Annotated in this window: 22 protein-coding genes and 1 other RNA gene; 20 read left to right on the top strand and 3 right to left on the bottom strand. The window is 44.8% G+C overall.

Features of this window, described 5'->3' with window-relative positions:
• The first annotated feature begins 4 nt into the window (after window positions 1–4).
• From dtd to ssrS, 4 genes are all read left to right on the top strand, one after another.
• Window positions 5–451 carry a D-aminoacyl-tRNA deacylase gene (gene dtd / locus P343_RS20465; protein ID WP_023508556.1) on the top strand — a complete coding sequence of 149 codons (447 nt, stop codon included), beginning with the start codon at window positions 5–7 and terminating at the stop codon, window positions 449–451.
• Window positions 452–1,135: 684 nt separating this feature from the next.
• The gene (hisS, locus tag P343_RS20460) at window positions 1,136–2,419 is read left to right on the top strand and encodes a histidine--tRNA ligase (protein ID WP_023508555.1); all 1,284 of its coding nucleotides are present in this window, start codon (window positions 1,136–1,138) and stop codon (window positions 2,417–2,419) included.
• 2 nt (window positions 2,420–2,421) lie between these two features.
• Window positions 2,422–4,194, top strand: coding sequence for an aspartate--tRNA ligase (gene aspS, locus P343_RS20455; protein ID WP_023508554.1), 1,773 nt, complete (start codon window positions 2,422–2,424; stop codon window positions 4,192–4,194).
• A 76-nt stretch (window positions 4,195–4,270) separates the two neighbouring features.
• Window positions 4,271–4,456: non-coding RNA, 6S RNA (gene ssrS / locus P343_RS36570), on the top strand.
• Window positions 4,457–5,253: 797 nt separating this feature from the next.
• On the opposite strand, the gene P343_RS20450 is transcribed toward ssrS, so the two are convergent.
• The 3 genes from P343_RS20450 to P343_RS20440 all read right to left on the bottom strand — a co-directional run bounded on the left by P343_RS20450 (window position 5,254) and on the right by P343_RS20440 (window position 8,583).
• Window positions 5,254–6,036 (bottom strand): prepilin peptidase, encoded by a 783-nt coding sequence (locus P343_RS20450; RefSeq protein WP_023508553.1) that lies wholly within the window; start codon window positions 6,034–6,036, stop codon window positions 5,254–5,256.
• A gap of 376 nt (window positions 6,037–6,412) precedes the next feature.
• Entirely contained in the window at window positions 6,413–7,108 is a 696-nt protein-coding gene (locus tag P343_RS20445; protein WP_023508552.1) for an RsfA family transcriptional regulator, read from the bottom strand.
• A gap of 128 nt (window positions 7,109–7,236) precedes the next feature.
• Window positions 7,237–8,583, bottom strand: coding sequence for a replication-associated recombination protein A (locus P343_RS20440; protein ID WP_023508551.1), 1,347 nt, complete (start codon window positions 8,581–8,583; stop codon window positions 7,237–7,239).
• Between the two features lie 282 nt (window positions 8,584–8,865).
• Here P343_RS20440 and cymR point away from each other — a divergent pair, with 282 nt between their 5' ends.
• The 16 genes from cymR to P343_RS20360 all read left to right on the top strand — a co-directional run bounded on the left by cymR (window position 8,866) and on the right by P343_RS20360 (window position 24,775).
• Entirely contained in the window at window positions 8,866–9,288 is a 423-nt protein-coding gene (gene cymR, locus P343_RS20435) for a cysteine metabolism transcriptional regulator CymR (RefSeq protein ID WP_023508550.1), read from the top strand.
• Between the two features lie 225 nt (window positions 9,289–9,513).
• Window positions 9,514–10,680 carry a cysteine desulfurase family protein gene (locus P343_RS20430; RefSeq protein ID WP_023508549.1) on the top strand — a complete coding sequence of 389 codons (1,167 nt, stop codon included), beginning with the start codon at window positions 9,514–9,516 and terminating at the stop codon, window positions 10,678–10,680.
• On the top strand, window positions 10,677–11,813 hold the full coding sequence (gene mnmA / locus P343_RS20425; protein WP_023508548.1) for a tRNA 2-thiouridine(34) synthase MnmA: 1,137 nt from the start codon (window positions 10,677–10,679) through the stop codon (window positions 11,811–11,813). The genes P343_RS20430 and mnmA overlap by 4 nt, the downstream gene beginning before the upstream one ends.
• Window positions 11,814–11,954: 141 nt before the next feature.
• On the top strand, window positions 11,955–12,611 hold the full coding sequence (locus tag P343_RS20420) for a tetratricopeptide repeat protein (protein ID WP_023508547.1): 657 nt from the start codon (window positions 11,955–11,957) through the stop codon (window positions 12,609–12,611).
• Between the two features lie 45 nt (window positions 12,612–12,656).
• Window positions 12,657–14,993, top strand: a complete 2,337-nt coding sequence (gene recD2 / locus P343_RS20415) for an SF1B family DNA helicase RecD2 (RefSeq protein ID WP_023508546.1) — start codon at window positions 12,657–12,659, stop codon at window positions 14,991–14,993.
• A gap of 260 nt (window positions 14,994–15,253) precedes the next feature.
• Window positions 15,254–15,451: a hypothetical protein gene (locus P343_RS20410; RefSeq protein WP_023508545.1), complete on the top strand. Its 198-nt coding sequence runs from the start codon at window positions 15,254–15,256 to the stop codon at window positions 15,449–15,451.
• Window positions 15,452–15,625: 174 nt separating this feature from the next.
• Window positions 15,626–16,687: an AI-2E family transporter gene (locus P343_RS20405; RefSeq protein ID WP_023508544.1), complete on the top strand. Its 1,062-nt coding sequence runs from the start codon at window positions 15,626–15,628 to the stop codon at window positions 16,685–16,687.
• 344 nt (window positions 16,688–17,031) lie between these two features.
• Window positions 17,032–19,674, top strand: a complete 2,643-nt coding sequence (gene alaS, locus P343_RS20400; protein WP_023508543.1) for an alanine--tRNA ligase — start codon at window positions 17,032–17,034, stop codon at window positions 19,672–19,674.
• A 37-nt stretch (window positions 19,675–19,711) separates the two neighbouring features.
• Window positions 19,712–19,978, top strand: a complete 267-nt coding sequence (locus P343_RS20395) for an IreB family regulatory phosphoprotein (protein WP_023508542.1) — start codon at window positions 19,712–19,714, stop codon at window positions 19,976–19,978.
• Complete coding sequence (ruvX, locus tag P343_RS20390) at window positions 19,975–20,412, top strand: Holliday junction resolvase RuvX (protein WP_023508541.1); 438 nt, start codon at window positions 19,975–19,977, stop codon at window positions 20,410–20,412. The genes P343_RS20395 and ruvX overlap by 4 nt, the downstream gene beginning before the upstream one ends.
• The gene (locus P343_RS20385) at window positions 20,405–20,725 is read left to right on the top strand and encodes a DUF1292 domain-containing protein (protein WP_023508540.1); all 321 of its coding nucleotides are present in this window, start codon (window positions 20,405–20,407) and stop codon (window positions 20,723–20,725) included. The genes ruvX and P343_RS20385 overlap by 8 nt, the downstream gene beginning before the upstream one ends.
• A gap of 139 nt (window positions 20,726–20,864) precedes the next feature.
• Window positions 20,865–21,953: an endolytic transglycosylase MltG gene (mltG, locus tag P343_RS20380; RefSeq protein ID WP_023508539.1), complete on the top strand. Its 1,089-nt coding sequence runs from the start codon at window positions 20,865–20,867 to the stop codon at window positions 21,951–21,953.
• A gap of 17 nt (window positions 21,954–21,970) precedes the next feature.
• Window positions 21,971–22,675, top strand: a complete 705-nt coding sequence (locus tag P343_RS20375; RefSeq protein WP_023508538.1) for an O-methyltransferase — start codon at window positions 21,971–21,973, stop codon at window positions 22,673–22,675.
• A 1-nt stretch (window position 22,676) separates the two neighbouring features.
• Complete coding sequence (udk, locus tag P343_RS20370; RefSeq protein ID WP_023508537.1) at window positions 22,677–23,321, top strand: uridine kinase; 645 nt, start codon at window positions 22,677–22,679, stop codon at window positions 23,319–23,321.
• Window positions 23,322–23,385: 64 nt separating this feature from the next.
• Window positions 23,386–23,856, top strand: coding sequence for a transcription elongation factor GreA (gene greA / locus P343_RS20365; RefSeq protein ID WP_023508536.1), 471 nt, complete (start codon window positions 23,386–23,388; stop codon window positions 23,854–23,856).
• A 358-nt stretch (window positions 23,857–24,214) separates the two neighbouring features.
• Window positions 24,215–24,775, top strand: coding sequence for a YrrS family protein (locus tag P343_RS20360; protein WP_023508534.1), 561 nt, complete (start codon window positions 24,215–24,217; stop codon window positions 24,773–24,775).
• The last annotated feature ends 126 nt before the right edge of the window (window positions 24,776–24,901 follow it).

The raw sequence follows: 24,901 nt of genomic DNA, 5'->3' as shown, positions 1-24,901 counted from the left end.
ACGAATGAGAGTTGTTTTGCAACGCGTGAAGCATGCACAGGTAGATATTGAGGGGAAAACCGTCGGCCGAATAGAGCAAGGATTGCTTTTGCTCGTCGGTATTAAGGCAGGGGATACAGAAGACGACATTCAATATGCTGCAGAAAAAATTTCAGGATTGCGCATTTTTGAAGATAATGGCGGAAAGATGAACCGTTCGGTCATTGATGCAGACGGTGCGATTCTATCCGTTTCGCAATTCACTTTGTATGGTGACACATCAAAGGGCAGAAGGCCCAGTTTTATTGAAGCGGCACGGCCTGAAATTGCAGAACCGCTGTACCAAGTGTTCAATGAGAAGCTAAGAGCGCATGGTCTCCATGTTGAAACAGGTGTCTTTGGTGCAGATATGGCAGTTTCTTTGGTGAATGATGGTCCGGTTACAATCATTGTAGAAAGCAAAAATCACTAATAGAGGATGTTCAAAAAGTCCGGGAAAAATTGCGGTCGAATCTCAGCGTCAACTTGTTTCTCCACTCCTCACGTATTTTTCACATACGCTCCGGTGCTCGAAACTGCGTTTCCTTGACCTTCTCGGCCCTTTTTGTCCTCCTTTTTGAACAGAGTCTGATAATCAAATTGTAAAAATGACGGAATAATTGGTTTCACATTTTTTCGCTAAACCTTGACAATTTCTTTGAAGATACGTAGTATAGAAGAACGAACAAAGCCAGTGATGGAGAGGTTTTCGGATAATCAGCCGAAAGAGAAGACGCGCCTTGGGCTGAAAGCGCGTCGGCATTGATTTCTGTAAACAGACACTCCGGAGGCGTTTTTCTGAACAGGCATGATTTTTGAATCAGCTATCATTAGGAAAAACCGTTTACCGGGCGTTAACCGGTTTTCAGAGTAAGCGTCTGTTAAGATGCTTTAAATGAGGGTGGCACCACGAATGTTAATTCGTCCCTTGTCTGTCGGCTCGCCGATGGACAAGGGCTTTTATTTTTTTTTCTGGAATCATTCATCATTCATGAACAGAGAGAAATTAAGGATGGACAGATGATTCGAACGTTGGAAAGTCACAAAGATTTCTGTCTTTGCGCGAGCTTCCAGTGGATTGGAATCGTCCTGAAAACAGCTGAAGGAGGAACAGAAAGTGCAAATTCAAATTCCCCGCGGAACCTATGATGTCTTGCCTGTAGATGCATTTGCATGGCAAAAGATTGAAAAGACAGCGAGAGAAGTCTGCGCGTTGTTTAATTACAAAGAAATGCGGACACCGATTTTTGAATCAACCAATTTATTTCAGCGCGGTGTTGGTGACACAACTGATATTGTACAGAAGGAAATGTATAACTTTAAAGACCGAGGCGGCCGAGACCTTACCCTGAGGCCGGAAGGCACGGCATCATTTGTCCGCGCTTATGTCGAACACAAACTGTTCGGTCTACCTAGCCAACCGCAGAAATTGTACTATATTGGACCGATGTTTCGTTATGAGCGACCACAGGCGGGAAGAATGCGTCAATTTACACAGTTTGGTGCTGAGGCACTTGGATCGGCTGATCCGTCCATTGATGCAGAAGTGATCGCCTTGGCGATGACTTTTTACCAAAAGCTTGGTTTGAAGAGCTTAAATCTTGTATTAAACAGTTTAGGTGATCCAGAAAGCCGCGCCGCACATCGTGATGCGCTGATCGCTCACTTCAAGCCGTCGATCGGCGAGTTTTGTGAGGACTGCCAGAACAGACTGGAGAAAAATCCTCTTCGCATCCTGGATTGCAAGGAAGATCACGATCACCCGCTAATGGCGACTGCACCGTCGATCATTGATTATCTGAATGAGGAATCCCGTGAGTATTTCGCTAAGGTAAAGGCGATCTTGGATGAAATGGGCATCGCGTATGAACTTGATCCGACCCTCGTTCGCGGGCTTGATTATTATAATCACACAACCTTCGAAATCATGGGCGCAAGCAAGGGCGCGATTACGACGCTTATGGGCGGCGGCCGTTACAATGGACTGGTCAGCGAGCTTGGTGGTCCGGAAACACCAGGTATCGGTTTTGCACTCAGTATTGAGAGGCTTCTGCTCGCACTTGAAGTTGAGGGTGTTCAGCTCAGTGCTGCCCCGTCGCTTGACTGCTTTATTGTCGCGATCGGTGAAAAAGCTGAAAACAAGGCACCTGTACTCCTCAATCAGCTTCGCCAGTCCGGCTTGTACGCGGACAAAGATTACATGGAGCGAAAAGTGAAGGGACAGTTCAAACAGGCTGACCGAGATCACGCCAAATTTGTTGTTGTAATTGGTGACGAAGAACTTGAAGCTCAGAAAGCAGTTGTCAAGAATATGGCGGACGGTACTCAGGAAGACGTTGCCTTTGCTTCACTGACGGATTATCTCAAGGAAAAATTAACTACTATTGATGGGGTGAAATAAAAATGTATCGCAATGCGAACTGCGGTGAATTAAATGAAACATCCGCCGGCAAAACCGTCACGCTGGCCGGCTGGGTACAAAAGAGACGGGACTTGGGCGGAGTTATCTTTATCGACCTGCGTGACCGTACGGGCATCGTCCAGATTGTATTCAATCCTCAGGTCAATCAAGAAGCATGGAACAAGGCAGATAAACTGCGCAGTGAATACTGCGTCACCGTAACAGGCGAAGTCGTTAATCGTGCTCCTGAAGCCGTCAATGAGAAGATTAAAACAGGAATGATTGAAGTGATGATCAGCGAGATCACACTGCTTAACAAGTCGAAAACACCTCCGTTTCCAATTGAAGACGGTATCGAAGCTTCCGAAGATATTCGCTTGAAATATCGCTATTTGGATCTCAGGCGCCCTGAGATGCTTGAAACATTCAAAATGCGCAATAAGATCACACATACCTTGAGATCTTTTCTTGATGAAAAAGGTTTTCTTGATATGGAAACACCAATTCTGACTAAAAGTTCACCTGAAGGTGCGCGAGACTATCTCGTGCCAAGTCGGGTCCACCCAGGAGCATTTTACGCGCTTCCTCAGTCTCCTCAATTGTTCAAGCAGCTGTTGATGGCTTCGGGTATTGAAAAATATTACCAGATTGCCCGCTGTTTCCGCGATGAAGATTTGCGTGCTGACAGGCAGCCGGAATTTACTCAGGTCGATATTGAAATGTCCTTCTTTGAAGTCGAAGCCTTCCAGAATATGATTGAGGAAATGCTCGTACGTGTGATGAAGGAAGTCAAAGGCATTGATATTCAGCGTCCGTTCCAACGACTCTCATATGCGGAAGCGATTAATCTATACGGCAGTGATAAACCGGATACCCGTTTCGGCATGACCCTGATCAATCTGACAGATATCGCAGCAGACAGCACATTGAAGGTGTTCAAGGAAGTTCAGGAGAAAGGCGGACTTGTCAAAGCAATCAATGCTAAGGGCGTTGCCGCGCAGTTCTCACGCAAGCAAGTGGACGAAGATCTGAAGGCAATTGTTACACCATATGGAGCCAAAGGACTTGCTTGGCTGAAGGTTGAAGAAGGCGGCATGAAAGGTCCGATTGCCAAATTCTTTGATGAAGCATTGACAGCCCGCATTATTGAACGTACGAACGCGGAACCTGGCGACTTGCTGCTTTTTGTCGCCGACAAGAAGAAAATTGTTGCCGACAGCCTTGGTGCACTGCGTCTCCATCTTGGCAAGACGCTCGGCCTGATTGACGAATCGGCATTCAACTTCCTATGGGTCACACACTTCCCGCTGCTCTCGTACAGCGAAGAAGAGCATCGTTACGTGGCAGAGCACCATCCATTCACAATGCCGGTGCTGGAAGACCTCGAACATATCGAAAGCGATCCGGGCAGCGTTCGCGCACAATCCTATGACATGGTGCTGAACGGATTTGAACTTGGAAGCGGCTCCGAACGAATTTGCAACCATGAGATGCAGGCAAAAATGTTCAAGGTGCTTGGTTTCACCAAAGAACGTGCTGAGGAACAATTCGGCTACCTGATGGAGGCATTTGAGTATGGTACTCCGCCACATGGCGGTATGGCGCTCGGAATCGACCGCATTGTCATGCTCCTTGCCGGACGTTCAAGCCTGCGTGATACGATCGCCTTCCCTAAGACTGCGAGCGCATCCGACCTGCTTACTCACGCGCCTAGCGAAGTCAGTCTGGCACAGCTGAGCGAACTGCATCTTGATGTTGCAACGATTCTGAAGTAAGATCCCAGTAACATCCAGATGAGATATACTTGATAAGCGCTTTCAGTTATGCTAAAATAAACACATAAGTTAAGAAAAGATCCTGAAGTGTTAGTCGAACGTCGTTATGTTTTGACCGAACATGTTTTGATAGGGAGTCCGAAGTTTTCACTCGGAGCGCATGCCCGCGCAAGGGACCCGCAAACTGTGGAACAGGGCACCCACCTGCTTATAAGTGCGGGTTTCAAAGCTGCGGCTTCGCAACGGCACGTTCGGGATTTTTTTGTTTTATTATTGAAAATAACTATTTGTTAAAGGCCTGTTAAAGTTTAACAGCCGATAAAATAAGAATTCAAAAAGTTAATAAATCAATGTTTTGGGAAGATAAAAAGGGCTGCCTCATAGTCGAAAAATCGACTGATGAGACAGCTTCTTTTTTTGTTTGTTATAAAGCTTAAAAATTGGATGAAATTAGCTAATGTTTGAGTTTCCAATTTGATACTTGAATTAATTAAGGGAATAGATGCTACTAGAAATAGATTAAAAATACCTACTAGGAATAATTGAAGCTGCTGAGTACTGGTATAGCTAATCGATTTAGATGTCTCCGATAACTACATACAATGAACCAGTACAATTATTAAGATAGGCGTTAAACGGCGTGTAAAGATAAACTATATTGAAAAAAGAAAAGTTCATACCTAATTATGTGATAATGGAACTAGATCAAAGATGAAAAATTTGGCAAAGAGGCATTAATTATTTCGCAAGAAAAAGTCGTGAAGGCACGAAAATTGAATTTTAAAGCGTAACAAAATAGGCGGATGAGCATAACAATTCCAACTATATAAGTGAATTTGGTGTAAGTAAAGAAGAGCCTTATGAATCGAGAGTTCGTTGGACAAGAGAAGTTCGCAAGCAGGTCAAAAAAGTATGCATTTAGATGGGGGCTACTGGGAACTTGCCTCTTTCCTTGGAATATATACTGTTAAAGATAAATAGTGGGAGCAACAGATGCTTCATATGTTACCCCCTAAGAAAGGTTGAGGTTAGAAATTTTTGATGTGACGATACCAAACCTTAATTAGACAGATAGTAATCGGAGAACCCTAGCATGGCCTTCCAATAATAGATAAACAGAAGGTCACCAAAGAATAGAGCAGAAATCAATCCGATAGCAATGAAAGGGACGAAAGGGATCGGTTGCTTTTTCTTTAATAGCTTTAGAATACGTGCAGTTCCACATATCAATGCGCCGAAAAGAAATGCTAAAAAGAGGCCAATCATGAGTTGCTTTGTTCCAAGCAGGATACCAACAATGGTAAGAAGTTTGATATCCCCTCCTCCAATTCCACCTTTACTTATTAATGCAAAAATGGTCAACAACATACAAATTAAGGTACTTGCAAGTATAGAATCCCACCATGGATTTAGGGGGAAAACCATTCTGAAAAGAACAAAAATGATGAAGAATGAGAGGATTAACTGATTTGGAATAATCATTTTGTTTAAATCGGTGAGCAAAGTAATCATTATAAGAGCGATTAGTAGCCATTGTGCGATTAAATCTTCGAGAGTTGTGGCATGCAGAAAGGTACTGAGAAACAAAATTCCTGTACTTGCTTCAACAATTGGGTAGATTAATGAAATTCTATGGTGACATTTTCGGCATTTTCCTTTAAGAAGAAGATAAGAAATAATAGGGATTAAATCATAGGATCGAATGACTTGCATGCAGTGTGGACAGTGTGAACGAGGGAAAAGTATGGATCTGTTATTGAGAATGCGATAACCTACAACATTGAAGAAAGATCCTAAAACAACTCCGAACAAAGCTACATAGGTATCGATTAGAATGGACATTGTTCGCCTACTTTCGTAGAGATAGATTTTCATATGATTAAGAAAGGTGATATGAAGGAAATACGAGGATGAAAATGAAGAATATATCAATATTAGTACAGTACAAAAAAATTTGGAATGAAAATGTTTAGAAATATTTGTCTAATTTCCGACAAAGTCCGAGAAGTAAAAAATCCCTTTTTCAAAGAGTTGAATTAGGGCTATTTTTGAGTTTAATGGTGTAGCTTGATGTGAGGGATTGAGTCTAGCAAATTGTGGAAAGAACGGAGGAGTTGTTTCTCAGATTTTAAGCGGTGATGCATTTTGAAAGGCAAAAATACAGCCCCAGGCAACGACCCCGGGGCTGTATGTATTCAGGCTAAAGCCTGCGAATAGTTTATTTTGCGATTTTTTCCAAGTTGCCGTTCTGATCCATCTTGAAGGTCGGACCTGAGGTTGCTTCCTGATCTTTGAAAGCGACCATGCGGCGCGCACGATCCATGATACCGATCAGCGCTTGGTAATCGTCTTCAACCGTTTGTTGGCGGTTGGTCAGAGATTCAACTTCGCGTTCAAGGTCTTCGACTTTCTTTTGAAGACGGCTGTTTTCTTCTTTGAGATGATTATTTTCTTTTTCAAGCCGACCGTTTGTCGCGCTACCATTCTGAAGTGTTTGCAGGTAGCGAATCACATCTGTCAGGTTAAGGCCGCCATGATCAGCAGGGGCGGCTTCGGCAATTGCCGGCAACGGCAAAGCTTCCTGATCCTCAATGATGAGTTCAGAAGGATCTGTAAGATGCGCGGTTTCCATTACAGGAAATGCTGCGGCTGTCGGCCGTACAACTCGTTCACGCTGCTCGGCGCGTTTCTTCTGCTTTCGCTGTTTCTTCGCGATTTCAATCGCTTGCTCATATTTTCTACGGACGATTGCGTTCCAGCGGAAACCGCATGCCGCTCCGGTCCGGTTCAGACGGTCGCCTACCTCTTCAAAGGCGTCAAGTTGTGTACTTCCTTCTCTGATGTGGCGCAGGACGGTTTCTGCGAGCAGAAGATCGTCTTCATGCGACCAGGCATCTTGTCTCACTTTTGTCATGGTATACGCTCCTTCTTGCATTCTTGCTGATTTGTAAAAAGGATTGACAACTTGCGAGATTTTTATACGCGCCATCAGATTTTGAGATATGAAGATGCGGGAACAATGAAAAGGAAGTAAAAAGAAAGCTATTTTTTCTTTTTCTCATCTTGATCCCTCTGCGCAAAATAATCGAGCCGCTTCTGTACCGTTCGCTCATAGCCGCGCGTAGAAGGGTGGTAGAATGTCTTGTGGCGCAGATGCTCGGGCAAGTAGTCTTGCGGCACGTACCCGCCTTCAAAGTCGTGAGGGTAAAGATAATCTTTTCCATGACCGAGCTGGGCTGCTCCTTTATAATGAGCGTCGCGAAGGTGGATTGGGACTTCGCCGCTTGTCTCTTTTTTTACTGCGGTGAGTGCTTGATCGATACCGACAACGGCAGCGTTGCTTTTCGGTGCGGTGGCAACGTAAAGTGCGGCCTCTGCAAGTGGAATACGCGCTTCCGGAAGGCCGATAAATGTAACGGCGGTGACGGCAGCGTTGGCAACGAGAATTGCGTTCGGATCGGCAAGTCCGACATCTTCTGCAGCATGAATGAATATGCGCCTGGCGATAAATTTCGGATCTTCGCCGGCAGCGATCATTTTTGCCAACCAGTAGAGCGTGGCATCAGGATCCGAGCCGCGCATGCTTTTAATAAAAGCAGAGACGGTGTCGTAATGGTTGTCTCCTTTTTTATCATATTGAAGCACTTTTTCCTGAATCGACTCCTCGGCGACGCTGCGGTCGATATGAATAACCCCATCCTTATCCGGATTGGTGGTTAGTACGGCGAGTTCCAACGCGTGAAGTGCTGTCCGGCTGTCTCCGTTCGCAACGTTGACCAGATGGTCGAGAGCTTTGGCATCAGCGATAATGTTCACGTCACCATAACCTCTTTTTTTATCAGCAAGTGCGTTTTCAAGAATTTGGCGGATATCTTCATTAGATAATGGAACAAAACGAAACAGTCGGGATCGGGAAAGTAAGGCAGCATTGATCTCGAACATCGGACTTTCGGTTGTTGCTCCAATCAAGATAATTGTCCCTTTTTCTACAGATGGGAGCAGCGCATCTTGTTGCCCTTTATTGAAGCGATGAATTTCATCGATGAACAAAATAGTTTTCTGTCGATCAAATTTAAGACGTTCTTCTGCCGCAAAGATAATCTTACGCAAATCCCCGACTCCTGAGGTCACCGCGTTCAATTGTTCATAGTAGGCTGAAGTAGATTTCGCGATGATATGGGCAAGGGTTGTTTTGCCTGTTCCTGGTGGTCCAAAGAAAATCATCGGCGTCAATTTGTCGGCTTGAATGGCGCGGCGGAGTAATCTTCCTTTTCCAACAATCTGTTCTTGTCCGACAAACTCGTCTAGTGTTTGTGGACGCATCCGGTCGGCTAAAGGTCTTCCATTTAAATTGGATTGGTCATCGGTTTGAAAATCGAAAAGATCCATCCCGATCATCCTCTCATTTTTCTATATTTTGTATGAATGATCCTTCATCACGTGCAACTCAAAGTGATTTCGTCTATAATGATTAAAGGTCTGAACATAGTTTACCATAGTTTGGCACCCGTTTTTGCATGTTGCTGCTTGAAACAGTCGATCAGAGCGGTTTACGGGTGTATGACCAAGCATGAATTAGAATCATGATTTTGGGAACAAATGAATGAATATAAATTATAGTAAAGTCCCTTGTTGATTGTGATTATGGGCTAATGAAAAGGTGTGAACGTTATGAAAATCTCAACGAAAGGCCGCTATGGTCTGACTATTATGATGGCGCTTGCGAAAAATAAAGGGCGCGGGCCGCTTTCGCTGAAGGCGATTGCTAATGAACATAATCTCTCGGAACATTATTTGGAACAGCTGATTGCTCCACTGCGTAATGCAGGCCTTGTCAGCAGCATTCGCGGTGCATATGGCGGCTATGTACTTTCTAAAATGCCGAGTGAAATTACTGCTGCGGATGTGATCCGTGTCCTTGAAGGACCGATTCAACCGGTAGAAGTGATGGAAGATGATGACCCGGCGAAGCGGGAACTGTGGGTGAAAATTAGGGATGCGGTCCGAGATGTACTACAAGGCACAACCCTTGACGACTTAATTCATTATGAATCGGATCCGCAAGTTCAGGATCCGGATATGTTCTATATTTAAAGAAAAGCCGGTCGATGGGCAAGCCTTTGGTGCAGACAGTATTTTCACAGAATATGTTGGCTTCAACATTGCTTACAGAATGTGAGCGTATTTAGTTGATGTTCGAATTTATTGCGCTTATACTATAATCCTTAAAAATGTAATTCTTTTCTATAGTATAAAGGCACTGGGGTGATCTCGGTTAGCCGGGCAGTTTTTAGTGGAAATTTAAAGGAGTGATCAGGCGTGGATCCGATCTATCTCGATCATGCCGCAACGACACCTATTGACCCGGAAGTCCTACAGGTCATGGTGGAAACATATCAAACAGTGGTCGGCAATCCGTCGAGTATTCATTCGTTCGGGAGACAGGCGCGTAAAATTGTTGACGATTCGCGTCATGTGATCGCGAAATACATTGGTGCAAGGAGCCGGGAAATTGTATTTACAAGCGGCGGCACCGAAGGCGATAATATTGCGATTCTCGGAACAGTATTTGCCAACAGCCATAAAGGCAAACATATTATCACATCTAAAATTGAGCATCATGGTGTGCTCAAGACATGTGAATATCTGGAAAGTCAAGGGTTCGAAATTGATTACTTGGATGTTGACCGGACAGGCAGAATCTCGCTTGATGAATTGAAGAGTAAGTTAAGAGACGATACGATTCTCGTGAGCATTATGTTTGGCAATAATGAGGTGGGCACTATTCAGCCGATCCGTGAAATTGCGCATCTATTGGCGGATCATCAAGCCTATTTTCATACGGACGTTGTTCAGGCCTTTGGCACCGTTGATATGGATGTTAAGGATACACCAATTGACCTACTGTCGATGGCCGGCCATAAAATCGGCGGACCAAAGGGCATTGGTTTTATTTATATTCGTGATGGAATCTCACTCCAACCGTACACCCATGGCGGCGACCAAGAGCGGAAACGTCGGGCAGGAACGGAAAATGTCCCGGAGATCGCGGGGCTTGCGCGAGCGGTTGAAAAAGTAGGGGAACATCTTCATGAACGGATTCAGGAGAATCTAAAAGCACGCCGGATCATTTTGGAGACTCTTGATGCTGAGCATGTGGATTACAAAGTGAACGGCAGTCCTGAACACTATCTGCCGCAAGTGTTGAACCTTTATTTTCCTGGAACACGCGTTGAGACCTTGCTTACGAAACTTGACTTGGCCGGCGTCGCTGTATCAAGCGGATCTGCCTGCACAGCGGGTTCCATCGAACCGTCACATGTTTTAACGGCGATGTTTGGAAAAGGAGCCCCTGAGACGGGCAGTTCGATCAGAATTAGTTTTGGCGAAAGCATGGATGAAGAAAGACTGCAGGAAGCAGGTAAAATTATTGCGGGATCTGTTCATGATCTCGTGTCATTAGGAAAGGCGGGTGAATCGATTTGACCAACAAATCCCCCGGTCAGACGAGAGTAGTTATCGGCATGTCTGGAGGTGTTGATTCTTCTGTTGCCGCACTGTTGCTGAAGCAAAAGGGCTACGATGTTGTCGGGATTTTCATGAAAAACTGGGATGATACCGATGAAAATGGCGTCTGCACAGCGACAGAGGATTATGAAGATGTTGTTCGCGTCTCCAATCAAATCGGCATTCCTTATTACGCGGTGAATTTTGAAAAGCAATACTGGGATCGCGTCTTTACGTATTTCCTGGATGAATATAAATTAGGCCGGACGCCAAATCCGGATGTCATGTGCAATAAAGAAATCAAGTTCAAAGCATTCCTTGATCATGCTATGGCGCTTGGCGCCGATTATGTGGCTACAGGGCATTATGCGCGCGTGGAGAAGCGTGACGGAAGAGTCGCAATGATTCGCGCCGTGGATGAGAACAAGGATCAGACTTATTTTCTGAATCAGCTTTCACAGGAGCAGATTTCAAAGGTAATGTTCCCACTTGGGGATCTTGAAAAGCCGGAAGTGCGCGAGATCGCCCGTGAGCATCATCTGGCAACGGCGGAAAAGAAAGACAGCACCGGTATCTGTTTTATTGGTGAACGTAATTTCAAACAGTTTCTAAGCACCTATCTTCCTGCAAATCGCGGTGAAATCCGGACGATTGATGGTGAACTCAAAGGTTATCATGACGGCCTGATGTATTATACAAACGGTCAGCGTCAGGGCCTCGGCATTGGCGGTCCAGGCGGTCCTTGGTTTGTCTGCGGCAAGGATTTGAAGCAGAACATTCTCTACGTGGCGCCTGGCGCGGATCATCCGGCTTTATATTCACAAGGACTTATTGCCGACAATGTAAACTGGATTACCGGAGCGCCTAAGGAACGCGTATTCCACTGCACAGCTAAGTTCCGATACAGACAAAAGGATCGCCCAGTAACGGTTCACGTGCTAGAAGATGGACGGCTGGAAGTTGTCTTTGACGAGTTAGAATGGGCAGTCACCCCGGGACAGTCGGTAGTGTTTTATGATTATGATGTCTGCCTTGGCGGTGGAACCATTTCCACCATTTTGAATCAAGGAACAGATGCAACACTTGATTTTACAGACTCGGCTTCGCTATGAAGCCCGAGTCTTTTTCCGCTTTAGGAAGAGCAATCGCAATGATAAACGATGAATTTTGGAAAAAGATCGATTAATGCAGAACTAATCGTTTAAACTTGAGCAGTGTACAGAACAATGAACTTTGATTTGGGAGTGTAAAGAGTGGATCACACCATGGAGCAAGTCCAGCGATTGATTGCTGAAAAAAAATATGAGCAGGCGGCAGCCACTCTTGATAAAGCCATATCTGAACATCCTGATGACCCCGCCGGTTATACCAATTTTGGCAATTTGCTCATCGCAATGGGCGAGAGCAGCCGATCATTAGCTTTTTTTGAAAAAGCATTGTCCATTAATCCTGCTTACGCATCTGCTGTTTTCGGCTATGGAAACGCGCTGTTCGAGCTTGGGCAACATAAAGAGGCATTGACTCGATTCTCAGATGCGCAGAAATTTGGCTTGGATAATGGCGATCTTTTCTATATGATTGGGCGGTCTGCGCTTGAACTTGGCCATAGCGGCCAAGCACTCGCGGCTTTTCAGCGTGCCGTTGAACTGAATACAAAAGATGTTGAAGCCCGCTTCCAATATGCGCTCGTACTAGCACGACTTGGCGACTTGGATACCGCTGAAAAACAATTTAAGACTGTGATCGATGCTGATCCTTCACATGCAGATTCTTTTTACAATCTTGGCGTCATTGCGACATTCAGAGATAATAAAGACAAGGCGCACGGATTCTTCGAAAAGGCGCTGGAACTGAATCCCCGCCACATGCTCGCCGCTAATGGGCTGAGCACCTTAAACAAAGGAAAGTAAGGCAAAAATTAATTTGAACATCTCATAGAAAGGACGACGGGAAAGATGGAACAAACCAGCCTTGACCTATTTTCGGAGCATACGCCATCAATTAAGGGCGAACCGGTCCGGATCGTTTTCCAGAACAGCGATAATGGCTATACGGTCATGATTGTGAAAATTGATGAGACGAATGAACCGATCAGTGAAAAAGAGATCACAATGGTTGGCTTCTTTCCCGCTATCCATCTGTATGAAACGTATCAGTTTGCAGGCAGGTTGAAGACTCATCCAAGATACGGGCAGCAGTATGATGTGGAAAATTACCGGAAGCTTCTCCCTAAATCCCGCTCTGGAGTTGTGAACTATTTGTCCGGGGATTTATTTCCGGGAATCGGTAAGAAGACTGCGGAAGCGATTGTTCGTGCACTTGGCGAAAATGCGATATCTGAAATATTAAATGATCCTGCTTGTTTAAAAACTGTACCGAAGCTTGATGAGGAAAAAGGCTCGATGATTGCTGATACGCTGCTGAAAAATGAGGGGCTGGAAAAAATATTAATCGGGCTCTCAGACTTTGGTTTTGGTTCACAATTAGCGATGAAAATCTACCAGGCGTACGGAAATGAAAGTTTGGATGTGATTCAGGAGAATCCCTATCAATTGATTCAAGATATTGAAGGTATCGGTTTTCAGCGTGCCGATGAGCTTGCTGCGGGACTGGGTATTTCCGGCAATCATCCGCATCGTATTCAGGCTGCTTTTCTCTATTGGCTCAATGAGCGGGCAATGAATGATGGACATGTGTTTATGCCGGAACAAGTATCGGTCATCGAAGTTCAGAAGCTACTTTCGTCTTCGGAAGAAATCAGTGATGATAATCTTGAACACGAATTGGATATCCTGGAAGAGGATGGAAAATTAGTGCGGGATGAAGATCATCTGTATCTGCCTGAACTCTATTATGCGGAAAAAGGTATTGTGACCGGTATTCAGAAACTGGTAGAGCAAGAGCATGCTGAGGAATTCTCGGAAAGTGAATTCCTGGAGGCGCTGGGAAAAGTTGAGGACAAGTTGTCCATGCAGTATGCGGACAGCCAGCAGCGTGCCATTCGGGAGGCGATCCAGTCGCCGATCATGATTCTAACCGGTGGTCCAGGTACTGGGAAGACAACAGTTATCCGCGGTATTGTGGAAGTCTATGCAGAACTGAACGGCTATTCGCTTGAGCCGAAGGACTATGACAGTGAACACCCGTATCCGATTCTGCTTGTCGCTCCGACCGGACGCGCGGCAAAACGAATGAAGGAATCCACTGGACTTCCAGCTGTTACGATTCACCGTTTGCTTGGTTGGAATGGCGGAGCAGGGTATGCGCATGATGAAGACGATCCTGTAGAAGGGAAGCTGCTCATTGTCGACGAAATGTCGATGGTCGATATATGGCTCGCCAACCAGCTGCTCAAGTCGCTTCCAGATGATATGAAAGTTGTCATCGTGGGCGATGAGGATCAGCTGCCGTCCGTTGGACCAGGACAAGTACTAAGTGATCTGATCCAGTCAGGGGCTGTACCGGTGATTCGATTGACCGATATTTTTCGCCAGGCTCAGGGTTCTTCAATCATCGAACTCGCACATCAGATCAAAGAAGGCAAGTTGTCAGATGTAACCGAACCGAAAAATGATCGCAGATTTTTTCGTTGTCATCAGAATCAGGTGATCGAGGTAATCGGAAAGGTTGCTGCCGGAGCTGAGAAAAAAGGCTACCATCCCAAAGATATTCAGGTGCTTGCGCCTATTTATCGTGGAAATGCCGGTATCGAGCGGATTAATGAGTCGCTGCAGGAATTATTTAATCCACCGGATGAGCAGAAGCGCGAGCTTACTTATGGTGATCATCTGTTTCGCGTGCATGACAAGGTACTTCAGCTCGTCAATAATCCGGACGAACAAGTATTTAACGGCGACATTGGTGAAATTACAGCCATTTTCAGAGCGAAAGAAACGACTGATAAAGAAGAGACTGTGATTGTCTCTTTTGACAATATAGAAGTAAAATACTTGAAGCATGACTTAAATCAGCTCACTCTTGCGTACTGCTGCTCTATCCACAAAGCACAGGGTAGCGAATTTCCGATAGTGATCCTGCCAATTGTCAAAGGCTATCATCGAATGCTGAAACGAAATCTAATCTATACCGCTGTGACCCGAAGCAAAGACTCTCTTGTCCTGTGCGGCGATGAGGAAGCCTTTAATCAGGCAGTGAATCGTAATGACGTCGATCAGCGCAACTCTAGTCTGACGAAAAAGATCCGCGAGCGTCTTCATCTTGATAATGAGCATGCGAACAAAGGTCAGGATTCAGATCATCTAGTGGAAGTGATCGATAAAGCAAGTGAATAATCGAAGAGCAATTATTGATCCAAAACAAGTGAAATTTGCCCTTATTCATTCTGAACCCTCTTCAAAAATCAGGTGTGTTCTCTTCGAATGATGTGCTTCTACCCCGCGGTTTATAATACAGAGCTTCAAACTTAAGCTGAGAAAATTCACCTTTTTCTCGGTTTTTTAATTTCAAGGTATATTTTATTGTGATTTTGGACATTGATGCGAGTAGCTAAAAAAGAGCGGTATGCTCTGACTGAATTTTGAGGTGAAAACAAATGAAATGTCCAAATTGCTCAAGTACTAATATTGGTAAAATTGGTGTTAACCAATTTTATTGCTGGGATTGCTTTATCGAGCTTGCTCTGGAGGATGGAAAATTGTCGTTAAATCAGGTGGAAGAAGACGGGAGTTTGACACTTCTAGATGATTTGTTTCAGTCGTCTGAACTTGAAGCGAAAGCAAATGGCTTTTAAGCGATGCTTATCGTTCCTATTTTGAATCTCTGTTAAGTGACTTGTGAGAAAATGGCGAGAAGGCTCATTAGTTGAACTCGAATTTTTTCTGGCTGCTGGCTTTCTAAAACGTGTTTTCGTTCCACCTTGATGTTTTGCTTAATTTTTGGCAAAACTAGGCTTGGAGGGATGAATATGCGGAAATGGTCCGCCTTGCAGTGGATGAAAGGGCTATCGATAGCGCTGTTGCTTTTTTTGAATGGCTACCTGTTCTACAGGCTGCTGCCGTTAATCGGTGTCGTACTGCATTTTCTTACAAAGGTTGCAGTTCCGTTTATTGCAGCCGCCATTATCGCGTACTTGCTTCATCCGCTGGTTGGACGCTGCCAGAGGTTGGGTTTGCCGAGAACAGTTGCGATCCTTGGCATTTATGCCGTGTTCTTCGGAGTGATCGGCTTCACCATTTACAAAGGCGGACCCATTTTGATCCACGAACTGCGGAGCTTGGACGACAACTTCTCAAATTATGAAAAACTTTATCAGACGAATCTGGCACGTCTTTATGACACAACGCCCGAGGTTGTGCATGATCAGGTGAATGAAGCGGTAGCACGGATACGGCACAGTCTTACATTGACTGCAGAACACGCGATGGACTGGTGTTCCGGTGTTGTTCAATCCTTTTTCACATTGTTGCTTATTCCATTTCTGTCTTTTTATATATTAAAAGATGCGCATGTGATAAGAAAAAATGTTTTGCTGGTTGTACCGAAGAAATGGAGAAAGCAAACGGCGGATCTTTTTGCTGAGATGGATCGCTCGATCGGCATGTACATCCGTGGCCAATTGACGGTCTGTGCGATTCTGGCTGTCATGGCTTCCATCGGACTTTGGTTTCTAAAAGTTCCGTATCCGATCGTTTTCGGGTTGTTCATTGGATCGACGGATCTCATTCCGTATTTTGGTCCTTTCATTGGTGCCGCTCCTGCTGTCCTTGTCGCGGCGACGAAATCCTTCTATGCGATGGCCGGAGTGGTTCTAATGATCATACTGATCCAATTTCTTGAAGGAAGCGTTGTTGAACCGTGGGTTGTTGGTAAAAGTGCGGAGATTCATCCTTTATATATTATGCTTGCAATTGGTGTTGGAGGTGAACTAGCAGGTATTGTGGGCATGCTGCTCGCTATCCCTTGCTTCATCATCATTCGCACCTGTTTGCGACACTTGAACAAGCGGTTCAGGATCATTGACAAATAAGGGGAAACTCAACTATAATAGCGGCAGAATAATGAAACTGAGACGAAAAGAATAGCGACAGCGCAATCAGCCGATTGACCGTTTGAACGATACGTTAGGGTTCGGGAACGGGCTATTCCGGACCCCTGCACAAACGGCTGTGGCGGTCCGCATGGTAAGATACCGGCGGATTGGAAGGGCCAAGTGCTGTGATACATATGCCGCGGTGTTTCTTTTCATTTGCGGCGCAGATTATGCTTGAAAGCTTTCGTCCTTTCTGGTGATGGGGGATGAGAGCTTTTTTCGTTGAGCGCCATCATGGTTTACATAGGTGAGTTGGAACAAATCGAGTGGAGGTTCTTGTGATGAAACAGTTAAGTTCATCTGAAGTCAGGCAAATGTTTTTAGATTTTTTCAAAGGGAAGGGACATTCAGTCGAGCCGAGCGCGTCGCTGATTCCGGTAGATGACCCGTCATTGCTTTGGATTAACAGTGGCGTTGCAACCTTGAAGAAATACTTTGACGGACGTGTGGTTCCGAAAAACCCCCGGATTTGCAATGCACAAAAAGCAATTCGTACGAACGATATTGAGAACGTGGGTTATACAGCTCGACACCATACATTCTTTGAGATGTTAGGTAATTTTTCAGTCGGTGATTATTTCAAGGAAGAAGCAATCACCTGGGCGTGGGAATTCCTGACGAGTCCGGATTGGATTGACTTTGATCCGGACAAACTGTCCGTTACCATTTATCCTGATGACGAAGATGCATACAAGCTCTGGCATGAGAAGATTGGGCTTCCTGAAGATCGGATTATCAAGCTTGAACATAACTTTTGGGACATCGGTGAAGGGCCAAGTGGACCAAATACCGAAATTTTCTATGACCGCGGTGAAGAATTCGGTAATGATCCCGATGATCCTGAGCTTTATCCTGGCGGTGAGAACGAGCGTTATCTGGAAGTCTGGAATCTTGTGTTCTCACAATTTAACCATAATCCTGATGGCAGCCATACGCCGCTCCCCAAAAAGAATATTGATACAGGGATGGGTCTGGAACGCATGGTCAGCGTAATCCAGAATGCGGAAACCAATTTTGATACCGACCTTTTCCTGCCAATCATTCATAAAATTGAAGAACTATCCGGAGCGAAATATCAGGTCGGAAAGAAGAATACGGCATTTAAGGTCATTGCCGATCATGCGCGTACGGTAACTTTTGCGATTGCTGATGGTGCACTTCCTTCCAATGAAGGGCGCGGCTATGTGCTTCGCCGCTTGATTCGCCGGGCCGTTCGCTATGCGATGGATCTTGGTCTCAATAAACCATTTCTATTTGAATTGGTGCCTGTTGTCGCATCAATAATGAGAGATTATTACAAAGAAGTTGAGGACAAAAGCGCATTTGTCCAGAAAGTAATTCGCGGCGAGGAAGAGCGCTTCCAGGAAACGATTCATGAAGGTGTTTCCATCCTGAAACAGCAGATTGAAGAAGCGAAGAAGCAGGGTAAGAAGGAACTTTCTGGGGAAAATGTGTTCAAACTTTATGATACATTTGGGTTCCCGGTTGAACTAACCGAAGAATACGCTAATCAGGCAGGGCTTGCTATTGACCAGAGTGGCTTTGAACGGGAACTCGAGGCGCAGCGCGACCGTGCAAGATCTGCACGCAAAGATCAGAAGTCGATGCAGGTTCAAAGCGGCACGCTCAGCAACATCACGGATTCAAGTGAATTTGTCGGCTATGACCAGTTTGTCGTTGATGATGTCAAAGTGATTGCGCTTGTTAAAGATAATGAATTGGTGGACAGTGCTTCAGAGGGTGACAAGGTTCAGCTGATTCTGGACCGGACACCTTTCTATGCCGAAATGGGCGGGCAGGTTGCCGACATAGGCTCGCTATCTAATGAGCATGTTCAGCTTGAAGTGATTGATGTCCAGAAAGCGCCTAATGGGCAAAATCTGCATACCTGCCTAGTAAAGAACGGCCAGGTGAAGGTTGGCGACGGGCTGAAGGCAGTGATTGACCAGCAGTCACGTCTTTCTATTCAGAAGAACCACACGGCGACACACTTGCTTGATCAGGCGTTGAAGGATGTGCTTGGCTCACATATAAGCCAGGCAGGTTCTTATGTTGCAGCTGATCGGCTGCGATTCGACTTCTCCCATTTTGGACAGGTCACTGAAGATGAACTGCAGCAAGTCGAGCAATTGATCAATGAGAAAATCTGGGATCAGCTGCCGGTGACAACGAAGGAGATGCCGATCGACGATGCCAAAAAGCTTGGAGCGATTGCATTGTTTGGTGAGAAATACGGAAAAATTGTCCGTGTTGTCAATGCCGGCGATTACAGCTTAGAGCTTTGCGGCGGTTGCCACGTGAAGAATACGGCTGAACTCGGCTTGTTCACGATCATTTCCGAAGGCGGTATCGGTGCCGGAACCCGCCGTATCGAAGCGCTGACCGGACAAAAAGCTTTTGAAAAGATGAATCAAGACAAACTTCAGATGAAAGGCATTGCCGCGTCGTTGAAAGTAACGCCGGATCAGCTTCCGGAACGTATTGATGCCCTTCTGCAACAGATTAAAAATCTTGAAAAAGAGAACACCGCTTTAATGAGTAAACTCGGAAATGCAAAAACGGGTGAACTTAAGCAATCGGTACAGAAGAGTGGGGACGTTTCTTATATTGCAGAGAAAGTTGATTCAATGGATATGAACCAGCTCAGGTCAATGGCTGATGAACTTAAGAATCAGCTTCAGTCGGTGATTGTCGTGCTTGCGTCTGTTGAAGATGGAAAAGTTCACTTAGTTGCCGGTGTAACAAAAGACCTTATACAAAAAGGTTTCCATGCTGGAAAGCTGGTTAAGGAAGTTGCAACGATTTGCGGCGGAGGCGGAGGCGGTCGCCCAGATATGGCACAAGCCGGTGGCAAGCATCCGGAAAAAGTTCGTGATGCGCTGGCTGCGGTCTCCGATCTGATTGGCAAAGCGGCTGTCCGCTGATTCTGAGCGACAAGCAATTCAGAATTCCTTCTGGGGGATGAGGATTATGGATAAGACGATGAAATTCAATTTTGGCGATCAAGGGGATCATAATCCACGCGAAGTGCTGTTTCAGGTCTATGACGCGCTTGATGAGAAAGGGTACAATCCGATCAACCAGATCGTTGGTTATCTATTGTCAGGTGATCCGGCTTATATCCCGAGACATAAAGATGCAAGAAAATTAATCCGCAGGTTAGAGCGTGATGAAATCATTGAAGAACTTGTCACTGCATACCTCAAACAGAAATGGGATAAAGAATGAGAATTATGGGATTGGATTTTGGTACCGTGACCGTTGGTGTTGCGATCAGCGATCCACTTGGCTGGACGGCTCAAGGTATTGAAACGGTGCATTATGTCGAACATAAGAAGAATCTGCTTTTTGACCGAATTGGCGAATTAATTCAAGAATATGGCGTCGAATCGGTGGTTGTCGGTCTTCCGCGAGATTTAATCGGAACAGAATCCGAACGCGCACTTGCATCTCGGTCCTTCGCAAAGAGTGTACGCCGCAAATTCAAAATACCGGTTGAACTTTGGGATGAGCGGCTCACGACAATGGCCGCGGAACGTATTCTGATCGCCGCCGATGTCAGCCGCAAAAAACGGAAGCAAGTCATTGATAAAGAAGCTGCAGTACTCATACTGCAAAGCTATCTTGATAAAAAAAGAATGGAGTCAAAAAACGATGAGTGAACACGAACACAATCATTATCCGATCTTTTTACCTGATTCTGAGGAAAAAGAACGCATTGTAATCCCGGAAGAAAATGGTGATGAAAATCTCTTTGATGTCTTGTTCTATTTCGATGTTCCAGAAACAGACAAATCTTATGTTGTCGTTGTGCCTGCGGAACAAGAAGCAGAAGAAGATGAAGAGCAGGAAGTATTTGCTTTCAGATATGAAGGAAATGACGATGACTTCAAGCTGTTCCCAATTGAAACAGACGAGGAATGGGATATTGTCGAAGAAATGATCAACACATTCAGCGATGAAGTTGAAGAATGATTCAGCCCCATGAGACGGGGCTTTTTCATTGCCCAATTAGTTAATGAAAACTGGGCAAAACGTGTCGATTTGTGAAAAAAATGGATATTTTTTAGTGTATAATGGGTGAGGTACTCTTTGAAGGGAGCGGCTCATTTTCATGTTTATCAAAAAACACTGGCGATTGTTTGCCATTATCACAATCCTGCTGATTGGAATAATCGCAGGTTCAGCCTGGGGGTTTAATCGATATTATGCCAGCTTGCTGACACCGGTTGATAAAGGCAGCCATCGCACAATTACGGTTACTGTCCCACCCGGGGCATCGGTTCGCGATATTAGCCATATTCTTGAGAAAAAAGGCCTGGTCCGGAAAGCCTGGGCTTTTGAGTTTTACGCGAGATGGAACCATCTGAATACCTATCGTTCAGGTACCTACGTGTTCAACCGAACTATGTCTGTCGGCATGCTGATCAATGATCTGAAAAAAGGGGCACATCATGAACTTATTCTAGTTGTGGATGTTCGCCAAGGTATGTGGGTCAGTGAAATTGCCCAGCAAATGGCTGAAGTATCAAAGCTGGATGAAAAAGATATTCTCCAGAAATTAAGTAATCATGCGTACATCAAGGCCCATTATATGAAAAAATATCCGTTTCTGACTAATGAAATTTTCACGAGGGGGATCAAGTATCCTTTAGAGGGCTATCTTGCCCCTGGTATTTATCGGTTTAAGGCAGATAAAAAAAATCCGCTGACGATTGACCGAATGGTTGATCAGATGCTTGATCAGACGAAAGAAACGATTGCGAACGATTCATCGGAAATTGATGCAAGTTCACTCGGGTCGGTGCACAAAATTCTAACCCTTGCCTCCTTGATCGAGCAGGAAGCGCCAGATAGCAGAAATCGTCAGAAAATAGCCGGTGTTTTTTTTAACCGCCTAAAATTAAATATGAGACTACAGACTGATCCTTCAGTGGCTTACGGCCTGCAAAGAAGAATCCGTGATTATACACAAAAAGATTTACGAACCGATACACCGTATAACACCTATACACGTTCAGGTTTGACTGTGGGACCCATCGGAGCGCCGGCACAGAATGCAATCCAGGCAGTTTTGAACCCGGTCAAATCAAACAATCTCTTTTTTTACGCACGGCCTAATGGAAAAGTCTATTATTCAAAAACATACACAGATCATCAGAAAATTGTTGCTAAGTATCGACATGAATGGGCTGAAAAGTAATAAGCAGGCTAACTAAAATGCTTGGATTTACAGAAAGGAAGAGAACGTTGGTCGATTTTAAAGAGCTGTCGGCATATGCCGCTGCTTTTACCAGCTCTGAAAACGAGCTGCTCCGGCAGATGGAACAAAAAGCAGCGGATATCTATATTCCCATCATGCAACCTTCAGCGATGGCTTTTCTGCAGCAAATCATCCGCTGGACGGGAGCTCGAAAAATCCTTGAGTTGGGCACGGCAATTGGATACTCCTCGATTAGAATGGCTCTTGCAGCAGGAAAAGAAGCAAAAATTATCACGGTCGAACGTGACCAAGCGATGATTGAGGAAGCTGCGAACAATATTAAAATGCTTAATCTTCAAAGTGTGATCCACATTGTGGAAGGAGACGCAACTGAAGATCTTCAGGAGGTTCAGGATTCTGCACCTTATGATCTAATTTTAATCGATGCCGCAAAGGCACAATATGAACACTTATTTCAGAAATGTACCGATGTTCTTGCGGAAAAAGGAATTATCGTAACTGATAATGTCTTTTTTCATGGATTAGTCTGTAATATTGAGGGTGTGAAAAAGAAACAGCTGAACCGACTCGTTAAGAAGGTTGATGAGTACAATCATTTTCTTGCTGAACAGAAAGATTTCGATACGATTTTTCTGACGGTTGGGGACGGAATGGCTGTGAGCACAAAAAAGGAATATACTGCATGCGGGGGGAATTGTTAATATGAAAAGGAGCAAGCCAATTGTCATTGGGGTTGCTGGAGGTTCTGGATCCGGAAAAACAACCGTTACTCGGGAAATTTATCGGAGTTTTTCTGATAAATCTATTACTGTTATCCAGCAGGATGCTTACTATAAGGCTCAAGATGACAAACCCTTTGAGGAGCGTCTGTTGACGAATTATGATCATCCACTTGCATTTGACACAGACTTGTTAATTTCCCATATTCAGGAACTGCTTCAGTTCCATCCCATAAAAAAACCAGTGTATGACTATACAGTACATACAAGATCTGCTAAAATTGTACCCGTCGAACCAAAAGATGTAATCATTTTGGAAGGTATTCTGATTCTTGAAGATGAGCGCCTTCGCAATCTGATGGATATCAAGGTTTTCGTTGACACAGATTCTGATCTTCGCATCATTCGCCGCCTGCTTCGTGATACTGAGGAACGGGGCAGGAGCGTTGAATCGGTGATCAACCAGTATCTGACAGCCGTTCGGCCGATGCATCTTCAATTTGTCGAGCCGACAAAACGCTATGCGGATATTATTATTCCTGAAGGCGGGAAAAATTCCGTGGCGATTGATCTGATGGCGACGAAAATCCGAACGGTTCTAGAAGGCAAGGACAGTCAGGTTTTATAATGAATGACATTCGCAATGCAAAAAAAACAGTTTACGATAAATTTAGTCAGGAGAGTGGCACACAATGGCAGAAAAACTTCACTATATGACAGCCGAAGGAAAAGCAAAACTCGAACATGAATTAGAATATTTGAAAACAGAAAAACGAAAAGAAGTTGTTGAGAGAATAAAGATCGCTCGTGGATTTGGTGACCTCTCCGAAAACTCAGAATATGACGCAGCCAAGGATGAACAGGCATTTGTTGAAGCACGCATCCAGCAGCTGGAGCTTATGATCCGCAATTCTGTAATTATTGAAGACGATGAAACCACAGATGTCGTTAAAATTGGTAAATCAGTCACTTTTAAAGAATTGCCGGATGGCGAAGAAGAAACATATCAGATTGTCGGCAGTGCAGAATCCGATCCGTTTAAGGGAAAGATTTCAAATGATTCACCAATGGCAAAAGGTCTGATTGGGTTATCAGTTGGTGAAGAAGTCAGTGTCAGCACGCCTGGCGGTGACATCCGCGTCAAAATCTTAAAGGTTGAATAAATATTTGGCCTTGGCTTTGCCGCTGATTATCTTTTCCTGATGAATACCAACACTGCGCAAAATCTGTACGGGCATCGTTGATCCAAGCAGTTTTGCGCTGTTTTTATAGGAATAGTCCGCTTGAATATGCATAGGTTTATCAGTGATTATATGAGACAGGTTTATAGTGGACAGCCATGATGTGCTTCATTGCTGCGAACCATTTATTTGAGTATGTATAGGTTTTGGCAAATCAGCTCTGATTAAACCTGCCTGGAAGAAATAGGTTTTCAAGGTTATTAAAGTCTAAAGTGGCCTTTATTTTGCCATTTGCCATAAATCTGAACTTATTGTTGTTTGTCAAAAAGGAGGATGTCCAATGAGAAACCAGAGAGGGAGTGGCTATTCGTCTCGCGTCGAGCAACGGAAGAGCAAGGCGGACCGTATGCTGAGCTGGACGATTGGCATTGTCTCACTGTTAATTCTTGCAGTGGGTTGTATCATTCTCATTTCCGTTTTCAATACATCGCCATCATCAAATAAAACGGCGTCGCAGTCACATGCAGCTTCAAGCACAAGCGGTCAGTCGAAAGAGAGCAAGTCATCGGATCAATCATCATCGGATTCCGGAACGAGTCAGGCATCGAATGACAACGAGAGCAGCTCAGATACGTCGAGTTCAGACTCTCAAGAGTCAGATCAGAATCACCAGGCATCTTATGAGATGGGATCTGAAGATTGGAACGCGCAGGTGCACGCGATTGCCCAAGCGACAGGTATTGACGAAGCAAATATGACTATTCGCTGGCTCGGAAACGGCGGATCGCCAAACAGCTCACTAGCGCGTGTCTCACCAAAAAACAATCAAAGTGCGATCTATGTTGTTCATTTAATTTATAAAGATGGACACTGGCAAGCGGATAACGTAAAAAATCCTTAAAGTCAATGAAGTCTATGAGGAAATGAGTCGCCTTGGGCGGCTTTTTTTCATTTAGACGACATGTCAATTGAGATGAAGCAATACATTAATAGATGGACGCCCATCACGGCGAATCTTTCCAAAACA

This window comes from Sporolactobacillus laevolacticus DSM 442, from assembly GCF_000497245.1.
In the GTDB taxonomy this organism is placed as follows: Bacteria; Bacillota; Bacilli; order Bacillales; family Sporolactobacillaceae; genus Sporolactobacillus; species Sporolactobacillus laevolacticus.
Note: the sequence above shows the minus strand (reverse complement) of the source record. Positions and strands in the feature narration are given on the sequence as shown.